12 protein-coding genes are annotated in these 12,932 nt (G+C 71.3%); 6 read left to right on the top strand and 6 right to left on the bottom strand.

Going from position 1 to position 12,932, the window contains the following annotated elements; all coding sequences use genetic code 11:
* Window positions 1–71 precede the first annotated feature (71 nt).
* Window positions 72–335, top strand: a complete 264-nt coding sequence (locus NRB56_RS17560) for a helix-turn-helix transcriptional regulator (protein ID WP_153343494.1) — start codon at window positions 72–74, stop codon at window positions 333–335.
* 340 nt (window positions 336–675) lie between these two features.
* Here NRB56_RS17560 and NRB56_RS17555 read toward each other — a convergent pair whose 3' ends face one another.
* Window positions 676–1,281: a TetR/AcrR family transcriptional regulator gene (locus tag NRB56_RS17555; RefSeq protein WP_153343492.1), complete on the bottom strand. Its 606-nt coding sequence runs from the start codon at window positions 1,279–1,281 to the stop codon at window positions 676–678.
* A gap of 115 nt (window positions 1,282–1,396) precedes the next feature.
* Here NRB56_RS17555 and NRB56_RS17550 point away from each other — a divergent pair, with 115 nt between their 5' ends.
* Window positions 1,397–1,870: a nitroreductase/quinone reductase family protein gene (locus NRB56_RS17550; protein WP_153343490.1), complete on the top strand. Its 474-nt coding sequence runs from the start codon at window positions 1,397–1,399 to the stop codon at window positions 1,868–1,870.
* Window positions 1,871–2,220: 350 nt separating this feature from the next.
* Here NRB56_RS17550 and NRB56_RS17545 read toward each other — a convergent pair whose 3' ends face one another.
* Entirely contained in the window at window positions 2,221–3,714 is a 1,494-nt protein-coding gene (locus NRB56_RS17545) for an FAD-dependent monooxygenase (protein WP_153343488.1), read from the bottom strand.
* A 111-nt stretch (window positions 3,715–3,825) separates the two neighbouring features.
* Here NRB56_RS17545 and NRB56_RS17540 point away from each other — a divergent pair, with 111 nt between their 5' ends.
* Window positions 3,826–4,782, top strand: a complete 957-nt coding sequence (locus NRB56_RS17540; protein WP_153343486.1) for an Lrp/AsnC family transcriptional regulator — start codon at window positions 3,826–3,828, stop codon at window positions 4,780–4,782.
* A 226-nt stretch (window positions 4,783–5,008) separates the two neighbouring features.
* Here the strand turns inward: NRB56_RS17540 and NRB56_RS17535 are convergent, their stop codons facing one another.
* Genes NRB56_RS17535 through NRB56_RS17525 form a run of 3 tightly spaced genes read right to left on the bottom strand, consistent with a single transcriptional unit; the run spans window position 5,009 to window position 8,441 of the window.
* Window positions 5,009–5,485, bottom strand: coding sequence for a hypothetical protein (locus NRB56_RS17535; RefSeq protein ID WP_153343484.1), 477 nt, complete (start codon window positions 5,483–5,485; stop codon window positions 5,009–5,011).
* Window positions 5,486–5,526: 41 nt separating this feature from the next.
* Window positions 5,527–6,912 (bottom strand): metallopeptidase TldD-related protein, encoded by a 1,386-nt coding sequence (locus tag NRB56_RS17530; RefSeq protein WP_319943173.1) that lies wholly within the window; start codon window positions 6,910–6,912, stop codon window positions 5,527–5,529.
* A gap of 2 nt (window positions 6,913–6,914) precedes the next feature.
* Complete coding sequence (locus NRB56_RS17525; protein WP_319943123.1) at window positions 6,915–8,441, bottom strand: TldD/PmbA family protein; 1,527 nt, start codon at window positions 8,439–8,441, stop codon at window positions 6,915–6,917.
* 197 nt (window positions 8,442–8,638) lie between these two features.
* Here NRB56_RS17525 and NRB56_RS17520 point away from each other — a divergent pair, with 197 nt between their 5' ends.
* Window positions 8,639–9,301: a TetR/AcrR family transcriptional regulator gene (locus NRB56_RS17520; RefSeq protein WP_319943122.1), complete on the top strand. Its 663-nt coding sequence runs from the start codon at window positions 8,639–8,641 to the stop codon at window positions 9,299–9,301.
* 6 nt (window positions 9,302–9,307) lie between these two features.
* Here NRB56_RS17520 and NRB56_RS17515 read toward each other — a convergent pair whose 3' ends face one another.
* Entirely contained in the window at window positions 9,308–10,075 is a 768-nt protein-coding gene (locus NRB56_RS17515; RefSeq protein ID WP_319943121.1) for a TSUP family transporter, read from the bottom strand.
* A 162-nt stretch (window positions 10,076–10,237) separates the two neighbouring features.
* Here NRB56_RS17515 and NRB56_RS17510 point away from each other — a divergent pair, with 162 nt between their 5' ends.
* Together NRB56_RS17510 and NRB56_RS17505 are read left to right on the top strand one after the other, a co-directional pair.
* The gene (locus NRB56_RS17510) at window positions 10,238–10,720 is read left to right on the top strand and encodes an FxsA family protein (RefSeq protein ID WP_153343480.1); all 483 of its coding nucleotides are present in this window, start codon (window positions 10,238–10,240) and stop codon (window positions 10,718–10,720) included.
* 48 nt (window positions 10,721–10,768) lie between these two features.
* Entirely contained in the window at window positions 10,769–12,364 is a 1,596-nt protein-coding gene (locus NRB56_RS17505) for an amidohydrolase (protein WP_319943120.1), read from the top strand.
* The last annotated feature ends 568 nt before the right edge of the window (window positions 12,365–12,932 follow it).

Below are 12,932 nucleotides of genomic sequence, written 5' to 3'. Positions count from 1 at the left end.
CACCTCCACCTTGGTATTTAAATACCACCATAATGTTTGCGGTATTCAAATACCATTCGTATGCTGGCGGCATGGTTCGAGTCCCGCTCAGTCCCGCGCAGGTCGAGGCTGGTCGCCGGTTGGGCGCGCACCTGCGCGCGCTGCGGGCCGATCGCGACCTCGCCGCCATCGCCGTCGCCGCGGGCATCTCCCCGGAGACGCTGCGCAAGATCGAATCCGGCCGGCTGCCGAGTCCCGCGTTCGGCACCGTCGTGGGCCTCGGTCGCGCGCTGGGGGTGCCGCTGCAGGAACTGGCCGACGTCTGGCAGGCCGCGGCGCTGGCCGAATCCGCCTGACGTCGCAAGCCTGCGCGCTCGGATCGGCCGTGGTGCCGGATGGTCGGCGGTCGATCGCCGCGGCGGACGATTTCGGTAGGAGTGGTCAGCCGGTCGGCCGGTTACCCGGTCGGCGGGTGACCGGCCGCTGCCGGGTTGCCGGTGACCGGGGCTGGCCTTAGCCATTGTATTTCTGCAATTTCTTGCGTGCCACAGTGTTTCGATGCACTTCGCATCACCGGAGGGGTGCGCGGCCGGTTCGGGCGAGAATCGACGGTCCCGGACGGCCGGCGCGAGTGTCCACCGGGTGCCCGAGCCATGCCTGACTCCAGGCATGGCGTTCGGCAGGCGGTCCGCGCGGTCACGGGAAGGCCGGCAGCAGGGTTTCGGTGAGGACGGCGGGGGAGGGTAGTTCGGCCTGAGCGCTCGGCGGGCTGAGCTGGCGCTGCAACGCCCGTTGATGGGCGGCCCCCACCAGCAGCAGTGCGAAAGGCCGTAGATCCGCGTCCGATTCGGCGTAGCGGGACAGGCGTGCGATCACCACCGCGATCGCGCGGTGCGGGCCGAGGTCCAGGTCCTGGCTGCGCTGCTGGTAGACCGCGCGCAGGTCGGCATCGGCGCCGATCGCGGCGAGCACCGGCAGCGCGTGGTGGAAGAACTCCTCGAACGCCTCGAGCAGGGTGCGCACGTCCGCGCGCAGATCCCGATCGCCGGGCCGGTCACGCTCCGCGACGATGTCCTTCAGCGGTTGCAGATGATGCTGAATCACCGCCTGTAGCAACCCCATTCGATCGCCGAAGTGGTAGAAGATGCTGGATTCGGCGACGCCCGCCCCCGTGGCCACCTCCTTCGTCGACAAGCGCGCGACCCCTGATCGGGTCAGTACCTCCTGCGCGCTCGTGATGACCGCCTCCCGCACCCCCGTCCGCGGCCGCCCGCGGGCCCGTTTGCCCGAATCTGTCGTCACCGCACCTCCTACCTGCCCGGATACCGATCGTGAACTCCGATTGTTGCATCATCGCGGAACCCGACGTATTTTCTGAGTATAAACTCAGTAAATCGGTGACTCGGAGGTGCTCGCCATGTCCAGCCCTGCTCCCGCCCGCCCTGCCCGGGGCTCCCGCACACAGCGCACGGTCGACAGCATGATGCGGGCGCTGCTGCGCTCGCCGCTGCACCGCCCGCTCAGCGGAAAGTTGTTGATAGTCACCGTGATCGGCCGCAAGACCGGCCGCCGGATCCCGATCCCGGTGGCCTATGCCGAACACGAGGGGACCCTGTTGATCGGCACCTCTGCCGCGTGGCGCCGCAATCTCCGGCCCGGCGTCCCGGTGGAGGTCACACTGCGCGGCCGCGTCGTCCACGCCGACTGGGACATCGTTTCCGACGAGGAGCGGGCCGCCGCGCTGTACAAGGTGCTTCTCGCGAAGAACGCCACGCACGGCCGCTTCGTCCAGATCGCGCTGGAGCCGGACGGCGAGGTCAACCGCACCGACCTCCGCCGTGCGCTCGACCGGGGCGTGGTGGTGCTGCGCCTGTGTCCCCGCACGAACTGATCGCCGGGCTCGGGCTGGCTGAGTGGCTGGTGCTGTGCCTGCGTCCCTACGCGAACTGATCGCCGATTGCCGGGCTCGGGCTGGCTGAGTGGCTGGTGCTGTGCCTGCGTCCCTACGCGAACTGATCGCCGATTGCCGGGCTCGGGCCGGCCGAGCGGCCGCGGCAAGGGCATCGACTTGTGCCGACAAGTCCGGCGCCGTCCCGGAGGACTCTGGTGCCCGCCTGTGGCACGGCCGCCGTGAGAGCCGAGCTTGGATGGCCGAGCGCGTGGTTCCGGAACTCCCGGCCCTTGTACCCGTGCGGACCGAGCAGTGGGGGCCGACACTCGAAACCATCGTCGGAGCGTGACTCACCGAGCGGCGCACCAACGCATTCTCGGTGCGCCGAACCATTGCCGGAGGGCGGTGTCCGAGGTCGCCGGGTCTCCGGTCCAGCACACGTAGCCGTCCGGCCGCACCAGGATCGCGGGTGGGATGGAGATCGTCTGCGGTACAACGGGAATGGCGTCGACTCGATCGGACCACGGTCGCGCGGCGGGCAGGAATCGGCCGTCCGGGGTGAAATCGAGCAGGATCGCACGTCCCGCGTGCAGCAGCGAATAGGCCCGGCGGGGCCGGTCGGCGACGATCAGATCGAGGTCGGGCATCCGACTTCCCGTGAGGTGATCGCTTGCGGCGCAAGGGATGTCGTATCGTATGTCGAGGCCGGTCGTCATGCCCGCCATCCACCGCATGGCCTCGGGTACGGCGAGCAGATCGGTGAGTAGGTCGCGCACGGCCGGTAGGTCCGCGTGGCCGGTTCCGGCCCAGTCCATCAGCAGGGCCTGGGCGCGGGTGTTGGCGAGCACGCGGGCGCCGACCGGATGCCGCTCGGTGTGATAGGTGTCGAGTAGCGTATCCGGCGCCCAGCCGTGCACGGCGGCGCTCAGCTTCCAGCCGAGGTTGACCGCGTCACCGATGCCCGTGTTCATGCCCTGCCCGCCCAGCGGCGGATGGATGTGGGCGGCGTCGCCGGCGAAGAACACCGATCCGGCGCGATAGCCGGTGATCTGCCGGGCCGCGTCGTCGATGCGGGCGGCGCGGCGGATCTCGACCGTCTCGATCGCGTCGCCGTAGACCGCCCGCAGCGTCGTGCGCAATTCGTCCGCGGTCACTGCGTCGTCACGGGACCGCGCCGGGCCCGGGCCGCCGGTGACCACGCGCCGGACGCGATCCTCCAGCGGGAACTGGATCACCCAGTGGCCGCCGGGTCCGTAATCCGTGCCCTGCCGCGTGCTCGCCGGACCGGTGAGGATCGCCTCGGCGGTGACTGCCGTCGAAGTTCCGGGACGGCCCGGGAAGTCCAGGTTGAGCAGCGTGCGAATCGTGCTGTGACCGCCGTCGGCCGCGACGAGATAGCGCGCCCGGTGCCGGACGTGGCCGTCGGGTCCGGTGGACGTCACCGAGATCGCCCCGTTGTCGTCCGCCAACTCGACCACCCGATGGCCGCGCAGCACCGGCGTGCCGCTGCCGGTGAGGCGGGCTTCCAAGAATTCCTCGATCCGGCCCTGCGGGACGTTGTAGGCGGGATGCCTGGTCGGCCAGGCGAGGTAATCGATCGGCAGACCCGCGAAGTGGCCGATTCGCGTGCTGGGGAAATCGCCGGGCGCCAGCAGCGAGTCGAGCCAACCGCGCTGATCGAACAGTTCGGCGGTGCGGGAATGGATCACCGCCGCCCTCGACAGCGGATTGCGCTCGGGTAGCGCGTCGAGGACCAGGGTGCGGACCCCGGCCAGGGTGAGTTCGGCGGCGGTTGTGAGTCCGGTCGGCCCGGCGCCGACCACGATCACGTCTGTTTCGGTCATGCGATCCTCCGTGGAATCCGATGTGACGTTTCCACGGTGCGCGGCCGCCGGGCCACTTTCCGCCCGCTGTGGGCATGCCGGTCGTCTTCGACATTCGCTAGCGTTTTCCGCATGCAATCCGACGTTTTCGATCGGCTCGATCGCCAGGTGGCACATGCGTTGCAGATCGACGCGCGGGCGCCGTTCAGCCGGATCGCGGCGGTCCTCGGGGTGTCGGATCAGACCGTGGCCCGCCGCTACGCTCGGCTTCGCTCGACGGGCGCGTTGCGGGTGCGGGGCCTGACCGATCCGTACCTGCACGACAGCGCCCCGTGGTTTCTGCGGCTGCGCTGCGCTCCGGCCGCGGCGGCACCGATCGCGAAAGCCCTTGCCCGCCGGGACGATACGGCGTGGATTCGATTGACCTCCGGGGGCGCCGAGGTGACGGGCATGGTCGCCGGGCACGGCGGGACCGGCGAGACTTTGCTGCTGGACACCCTGCCCCGCACATCGAAGGTCGAGGGTGTCACCGCGCACTATCTGCTGCACACCTTCGGCCGCGGGCTGCATCGCCTGATCGCCGCGCACAGCGGACTGACCGGCGAACAGATCCGCGCGCTGCGACCCGCCGAGACCACCTCCGATCCCCACGTGGTGACCATCGACGACGGTGATCGAGCGCTGCTGCGCGAACTGGCTCAGGACGGCCGGCTCGGGTCGGCGGCGCTGGCGGCCGCCACCGGCCGGTCCTCGGCGGCGGTGCGCCGCCGCATTCCGGAGCTGATCGTTTCCGGCGCAGTGTATTTCGATGTCGAGGTCGACTCCCGGTTGTTTCCGGCCACCGCTACCTGGACGCTGTTGTGGCTGTCGGTCGCACCGGCCGCGCTGGAGACGGTCGGCGCCGCGCTCGCCCGGCACCCGGAGGTCGGCTACGCGGCGGCGACCACCGGGCCCACCAACATCTACGCCGCCGTCGCCTGCGCGAACCGGCCCGCGCTCTACGACTATCTGACCGGTCAGGTCGCCCGGCTGTCCGGGATCCGGCATCTGGAGACCGCGCCGGTACAGCGAAACATCAAGGGCAACTGAGGAAACGAACACCTCGCGGACCGTGCTCCACGGTGGCCCGTGTCGATTCGTACCGATCGGCCGGCGTGCGGCAGTGCACCGCGTGCCCGGGATCGAGCCGCACTCGGAACGCTTTCATGTGTCGCCGGTGCCACGATGCTGCTCGGTCCACCGTGGCGTCGACAACCGATGTGTCTCCGTTGTTCGCCGCGACCCGTCCCGGCGTGCCGGGCGGTGGTCGCGGACATCAGTTCTCGGCGTAATCGACCCGCACCACGTTGTTCGTGACGATCAGGTCCCAGACGTCGTCCGGCTCGTCGCCCTGGGCGTGGATGATGCCGTCGACCGTGTGATCGAAGGTGAAGCGGCCGAACCCGTCCCGGCCTCGTGCATGCGCGCCGGGCCGGAGAAAATGGTCGATGAGGTACCGCATCCAGACATCGGCGTCGTGGAACTTCTCGACGCCGTCCCACTCGAGCGCCGTCCCGTCCCGGCTCGGTACCCAACCGCACCAGAGACTGGGCTGCCCGGCGGGCGGACGGTCGAAATCCAGGACGTCGGCGTCGTCGCCACGTCCGCGCAGGTTGCCGCCGCCGACGAAATAGGGGCCTCTGGTGCGATCGGTTCGCCTGGTACCGGCGAACTTTCGCAGATAGGTGCGTTCGTGCCGGTTGAGGGGCGGCGTGACCCGCACGGAGCCGTCGAATCGGGTTGAGTAGCCCATCGTTCTCCCATCGAGTCCGGCACGCCGACACCCGGCCGGGCTCAGGTGGCCTGGCTGACCGAGGACATGTTGAAGTCGGGGATGCGCAGTGGGGGCATGGCGGTGCGGGTGAACCAGTCCTTCCACTCGCGGGGCAGGGTGGTTTCGGTGGCGCCCGCCTCGCTGACGCGGCGGAGGAGGTCCAGGGGGCTGTCGTTGAAGCGGAAGTTGTTGACCGCGGCCGTGACCACGCCGTCCTCGACCAGGTAGACGCCGTCGCGGGTGAGACCGGTCAGCAGCAGGGTGGCGGGGTCGACCTCGCGGATGTACCAGAGGCAGGTGAGCAGCAGGCCGCGTTCGGTGCGGGCGATCATCTCGGCCAGGTCGGCGTCGGAGCCACCGGTCAGCAGGAGGTTCGAGCCGGGACTGGTGACGGGGGCGTCGAATTCGGCGGCGGTGGCGCGGGGATAGACGAGATTCTCCACGCTGCCGTCGCGGATCCAGTCCACCCGGCGGGCCGGCAGGCCGTTGTCGAAGACGGACAGTGCTTCCGACGAGGACGGGGTCGCCACGAACGGCTGGTACTCCAGGCCGGCCGCGCGCGGATCGGAGTAGAGGGTGAGCGGGATGTCGGTGAGGCGTTCACCGATGCGGGTGCCTCCGGCGCGGGAGAAGGCGGTGTGGCCCTCGTGCGCGCCGCGACCCTCCATGGTCCAGGACAGGTAGATCATCAGGTCGGCGACCGCGGAAGGGGGCAGCAGGGTTTCGTAGCGGCCCGCGGGCAGCTCGACGCGGCGGCCGAACCAGTCCAGGCGGCGGCCGAGGTCGGCCAGCAGGGCGGGCACGTCGACATCGGTGAAGTCGGTGGTGCTCACGCCCGTCCAGGCGCTGGCCGGATCCTGTTCGCCGCGTTTGCCGTTGATCTCGATCGAGCCGGTGGGCTGCGTCCAGCGGCGCCGGATGCCGGTGGAGGTGCCCAGCCACACGGTGTGCAACTGGTGGTGGGCGAAGCCGTACAGGCGGTCGGCGCGATCGAAGCCGGCGGCGAGATCGCCGGTGATACCGGCGAAGACCCCGACGTCGGTGGCCGGGACGGCGGCGGCCCAGTCCGGATCGCCGTGTGCGGCACCGTCTTCGGCGTCGATCAGCGGCATCGTGTCGCGGGCGGGGGCGGCGGTGCGGGCCGCCTCCTCGGCGGCGCGGACCACCGATTCGATCTCGGCCTCGTCGACGCTGGTGGAGGTGACGCTGCCGACGCGCGCGGTGCCGTCGCTCTCACGCACGATCGACACCACCGCCCAACTGCGCGATATCGAGGAGCCGTTGGTGGTCATCGAATTGCCGGCCCAGCGCAGCGACGCCTCGGAGGCGTCGGTGACGATCACGATGGTCTCGTCGGCCCGCGCGGCCGCCAGTGCCCGCTCGACGACCTCGCCGCCGTGTACCACGCTCACTGCGCCGCCTCCGACTTCGTGTTGAGGATGTTGACCCCGCGCACCAGCACCGACGGACAGCCGTGACTGACCGCCGCGGCCTGTCCGGGCTGGGCCTTACCGCAGTTGAACGCGCCGCCGAGCACCCAGGTGGACGGGCCGCCGACGGCCTCCATCGCACCCCAGAAGTCGGTGGTGGTCGCCTGGTAGGCGACATCGCGGACCTGCCCGGCCAGCTGCCCGTCGCGGATCCGGAAGAAACGCTGCCCGGTGAACTGGAAGTTGTACCGCTGCATATCGATCGACCAGGACTTGTCGCCGACGATGTAGATGCCGTCCTCGACGCGGGAGATGAGATCGGCGGTGCTGGTGTCGCGCTCGGGATCGGCCCGCAGCGACACGTTCGCCATGCGCTGGATCGGCACGTGATGGGCGGAGTCCGCGTAGGAGCAGCCGTTGGACCGGTCCAGGCCCAGCCGCGGCGCGAAGGCCCGGTCCAGCTGGTAGCCGACCAGGATGCCGTCGCGGACCAGGTCCCAGCGCTGCCCGGCGACGCCCTCGTCGTCGTAGCCGACCGAGGCCAGGCCGTATTCCTGAGTGCGGTCGCCGGTGACCTGCATGACGGGTGTGCCGTAGCGGAGGGTGCCGAGCCGATCGGGGGTGGCGAACGAGGTTCCGGCGTACGCGGATTCGTAGCCGATCGCGCGGTCGTATTCGGTGGCGTGGCCGATCGACTCGTGGATGGTGAGCCAGAGATTGGTCGGGTCGACGACCAGGTCGGTGGGGCCGGGGGTGACCGTGGGGGCCTTCACCTTCTCGGCCAGCCATTCCGGGATGTGGCTCAGCTCGGTGTTCCAGTCCCAGACGCCGTCGGCGCCGGTGACGTACTCCCAGCCGCGGCCGGCCGGGGCGGCCAGCGTGCGCATCGTCTCGAACACGCCCGCGGACGGGTCGACGGTGATGGCCTCCAGCACCGGATGCAGCCGGACCCGCTGCTGGGTGATGCTGGAGCCCGCGGTGTCGGCGTAGAAGGTCTGCTCCTTGACCTGCAGCACCGCGGCGGTGACGTGGTCGACCCCGTCGGCGGCGGTGAGGCGCTCCGAATAGTCCTGCAGCAGCGCCACCTTCTCCGGCGTGGGCACGTCGAAGGGATCGATCCGGTAGGGCGACACCCATTGCGCGCCCGCGTAGACCGGCTCCGGTGCCAGCGCGACCCGTTCGCGGTTGAGCGCGCGCAGGGTGGTGGCGACCGTGACCGCGGTGCGCGCGACCTCGGCGGCCGTGGCGGGGGACAGATCGGCGTGGGAGGCGAAACCCCAGGTGCCGTCGACGATCACGCGGACCGCGAAGCCCACGTCGGTGGAATTGTCGACCGCCTCGACCCGGCCGTCGCGCAGCCGGATGGACTGACTCACCAGCCGGTGCACGCGCAGGTCGGCGTGCTGGGCGCCGGCGGCGCGCGCGGCGCTGAGCGCGGCGTCGGCCAGGACGGCCAGCGGCAGCGCGCGGAACTGCTCGTCCACGACCCTGGATGCGTTGCTCACGGCGACTACGCTAATTGCTCACGGACTGCGGCGACAACACGGCGGCGGATCCCGCACCCGGTTCACATCGCGACACGCCGCGCGAACATGCAGGGGGTGCAAAGATGCACGAAATGCGCTGTGGCATCGCTGGAAATACGCGCGACGACACGCAGCCTGCCGGGTGTTTCGAGGTGAATGCCGTACCGTGTCGCCGCGTGCCGCCATCCGCTCTCCGAGACCGTAAGCGGGAACGTACCCGCCGCTCCCTCCTCGAGGCCGCCGTCGAGCTGTTCGAGACTCGCGGCTACGAGGCCACGACCGTCGCCGACATCGCCGCGGCCGCCGAGGTGGGAACCCGCACCTTCTTCAACTACTTCGAGAGCAAAGAGGAACTACTCTTCCCCGACCCCGACGAACGAGTGCAGTCCGCGGTCCGCGCCATCGCGACCCGCCGGCCCGACGAGCGTCCGGTGGAGGTCCTGCTGCGCGCGCTGCGCGCCGCGGGCGACAATCCGGGCGAACACCTCGGTGACGATCTGGGCGCCCGGATCGCGGTGCTGCGGGCGCAGGTGTCGCGCACGGTGCCCGCGGTCAGCGGCCGCGCCGCGCACGCACAACTGGCCGCGCAGCAGGAAATCGCCCGGCAACTGCGCGCCGCGTTCCCCGAGGAACTCGACGATGTCAGTGCCGCCGCCCTGGTCGGCGCGGTCGTCGGGGCCGTGTCCGGCGCGCTGACCGTGCTGTTCGCCGGCCGGCAGGGCATCGACGACGGTGAGCCCCTGCATCTGAAGATCCGCGAGACCACCTCGCGGGTGCTGGCGCCCTGGCTGTCGGCGCACGGCCGTCAGCAGCGGCTGATGGCCGAAGCGGCCTCCTGACGCAGATCAGAGGAATTGCTGCCAGCCCAGCCGCAGCACCATGCCGGTCACGACGACCAGCAGCACCGCCCGCACGAAACCCGCGCCGCGCGCCAGCGCCATCCGCGAGCCGACCACCGCCCCGGCGATGTTGGCCACGCCCATGGCCAGGCCGAGGCCCCACAGCACGTGGCCGGTCGTGGCCAGGTACAGCAGCGCGCCGAGGTTGGACCCGCAGTTGATCACCTTCGCCATCGCGGCCGCGCGCACGAACTCCGTGCTCAGCAGCGTGGCGAACGTGATGATGAGGAAGGTTCCGGTGCCCGGGCCGAGCAGCCCGTCGTAACACCCGATGAGCCCGGCGGCCAGCCCGACGACCAGGATCACCCGTCGCCGTGTCGGCGGTTCGCCGTCGGCGGCGCGGCCGATCGACGGCCGGAGCGTGACGAAGATCGCGACCACGATCAGCACCACCATCACGATCGGGATGAAATAGCGGCGATCGATCAGGCCGACCGCCGCCGAGCCCAGCGCCGCGGCCACCGCCGCCAGCGCCGCCGCCGGGATCAGCAGCCGCAGCCGCAGCGGCACCCGGCGGGCGAAGGTGACGGTCGCGGCGGTGGTGCCGGACAGCGCCGCGACCTTGTTCGTCCCCAGCGCGGTCTGCGGCGCGAGGGTGGGCGCTACCAGCAGCAGGGTCGGCAGGATGATCAGCCCGCCGCCGCCGACCACGGCGTCGACCCAGCCCGCGGCGGTGGCCGCCGTCAACAGCGCGGCCCAATCCGTGACACTCACCGAGCGAGACAACCAGACATGGGATGACTCCGGCAAATCGGGCGCCGACCGGGTGATCGAGGACACGCACACCGATCCGGTGGATTCCGGGCCGAAGGCCGATTCCGGGAGAAAAACGGGCGGCTCGCGCGTTGAACCGGGTGGATCGTCGAAAGGATCGTCATGCCCGCCGTACTGTTCGCCCTCTACCTGGTCGCGGAGATCGCCGCGCTCGTCGTCGTCGGCCACTTTCTCGGTGTGGTCCCGACCATTCTGCTGCTGATCGCCGGGTCCGCCCTCGGCATGATCCTGGTCCGGTCGCAGGGCCGCCGGGTCGTCGACGGGTTCCGCCGCGCCCGCCGCGGGGAGATCACGCCCGGCACCGCGGTCGCCGACGGCGCGCTGGTCGCGCTCGGCGGGGTGCTGATGTTCGTGCCCGGCCTGCTCACCTCGGTCGCCGGGCTGCTGTTGCTGCTCCCGACCAGGGTCCTGTTCCGGCCGCTGGTCTCGGCCTTCGCCACCCGCCGCATCGACCGGCTGGTGATGGCCACCGGTTACCGCGGCACGGTGGTCGAGCCGAGCGGTGAGGTCGTCGACGGCGTGGTGGTGCAGGAGTACTTCGACGACGGTCAGGGTGGCGCCCGCCGCATGCTCGGCGATCACTGACGCGGCCCCCGGCGGCGGGGCCGCGCGGGTGGTGCAGGATGGACGTCCGTGAGTACCCAGTTGCTGGTCGGCGGTCGCATGTACAGTTCGAGCTCCCCGGACGCCACGACGATGGCGGTCACCGACGGGACCGTCGTGTGGCTCGGGGCCGAGCGGCCGGGCCGCGCGCTGTACCCGGACGCCGAGATCATCGACGTCGAGGGCGCGTTCGTGGCGCCGGCGTTCGTCGACCCGCATGTGCACGTCACCGCGCTGGGGCTGCAGCTGACCGGTCTCGACCTGTCTCGGGCCACCTCGCTCGCGCACTGCCTGGACCTGGTGCGGGACCACGCGGCCGGGCATCCCGGCACGATCCTCGGCGACGGCTGGGACGAGACCCGCTGGCCGGAGCGCCGCCCGCCGACAGTGGCCGAGATCGACACGGCCGCCGGAGCGGGCCGGGCCGTCTACCTCGCGCGGGTCGACGCCCATTCCGCCGTGACCTCCACGGCGCTGCTGGACGCGGTGCCCGCGGTGACGGGCGCGAGCGGATTCATCGCGGGAGAACCGGTGCGCGGGCAGGCACACCACCTGGTCCGCGCGGCGGCCCTCGGCAGCCTGGACCGGTCGCGGCGGGACAGGGCCCGGCGCGTCGCCCTGGACCACGCCGCCGCGCACGGGGTCGTCGCCGTGCACGAGTGCGCGGGCCCGGAGATCAGCGGCCGCGCCGACGTCACCGAACTGCTCGGCTTCGAACACGGCGTCGAGGTGCGGGCCTATTGGGGCGAGGCGGTCCGCGACGCCGGCGAGGCCCGGGACCTGGTGCGGGACCTCGGCGTGCACGGCCTGGCGGGCGACCTGTTCGTGGACGGCTCGCTCGGTTCGCACACCGCCTGGCTGCGCGCGCCCTACGCCGACTGCGACACCCACGGCACGCCCTACCTCGACGCCGACGCGGTCGCCGCACACGTGCGGGCCTGCACCGAGGCGGGTGTCCAGGCCGGATTCCACGCGATCGGCGACGCCGCGATGGACGCCGTGGTGGCCGGTTTCGAGCGGGTCGCCGCCGACCTCGGCGCCCCCGCGGTGGCCGGGCGCGGTCACCGCGTCGAGCACGCCGAACTGCTGGACGCCGGGCAGATCGCGAAACTCGCGGCCTTCGGCGTGATCGCCAGCGTGCAACCCGGATTCGACGCCGCCTGGGGTGGTCCCGACGGCATGTACGCCACCCGCCTCGGGGCCGCACGCGCCGCGGCGCTGAACCCGTTCGCGGCCCTCGCCGCCGCCGGTGTCGCCTTGACGATCGGCTCGGACGCCCCAGTGACCCCGCTGGATCCGTGGACGGCGATCCGCGCCGCGGTACAGCACCGCACCGCCGGCCACCACCTGTCCCCCCGCGCCGCCTTCGCCGCCGCGACCCGCGGCGCGTGGCGGGCCGGTGGCGTCCGTGACGGCATCGCGGGCACTCTGGTCCCCGGTGCCCCCGCCTCGTACGCGCTGTGGGAGGCCGGTGACCTGGTGGTCGCCGCCGCCTCCGATTCCGTCCAGCGCTGGTCCACCGATCCACGCTCCCGCGTCCCGGGCCTCCCGTCCCTCGCCGCCGACTCCCCGCTACCGCGCTGCCTGCGCACGGTCCACCGTGGAACCACCGTCTTCGAAGCCTGAACCGAACTCCACCGGGAAGCACCCTCATGGGTGTTCCGGCCAGGTTCGTGCCGGTCGGATCCAACGCGCAACGGCCGGTCCGATCGACCGCGCTCGTGATGACCGTGGTCGCCGGTCGGCCGGCGCCCGCACTGCGGTGATTTCCGCGTTCGGCCCGAAACGTTCCTCCGGCGGCCACCGACCACGTCGTGTGGCACCACGCGCCGCGACCGGCCGATGCCGGTCGCGGCGGGATTCGTACCGGCCATCGCGGCGACGACCGCGCGGGCTGTGGCGGCCGGGCATCACGGTTTCCCGATCCGGTGGCCGCCCGTGACACCGGGAGGTCGTCCACGGTCCGGGCACGGAGCCTCGAGCGTCCTGCCGCGATCAGCGCGCACAGTCATCGGAGTCCGGCCGCCGCCCGCGGCGACATCGCGGGCGGCGGCCCGGAGTTCGCGGTGACGTGCCGGTGAAATGTCGTGGGCGCCGGTTCGGGCATTACCGGCGTCGTCGGTAGCATCGAGCCGATGGTGAGCCGGATGTGGTGCCGGTCGTCGGGATCCGGGCCGGGTGTGCGCGGGTCCGG

This window comes from Nocardia aurantia (genome assembly GCF_009604425.1).
Classification (GTDB): Bacteria; Actinomycetota; Actinomycetes; order Mycobacteriales; family Mycobacteriaceae; genus Nocardia; species Nocardia aurantia.
This window is presented reverse-complemented; position numbering and strand designations above follow the sequence as displayed.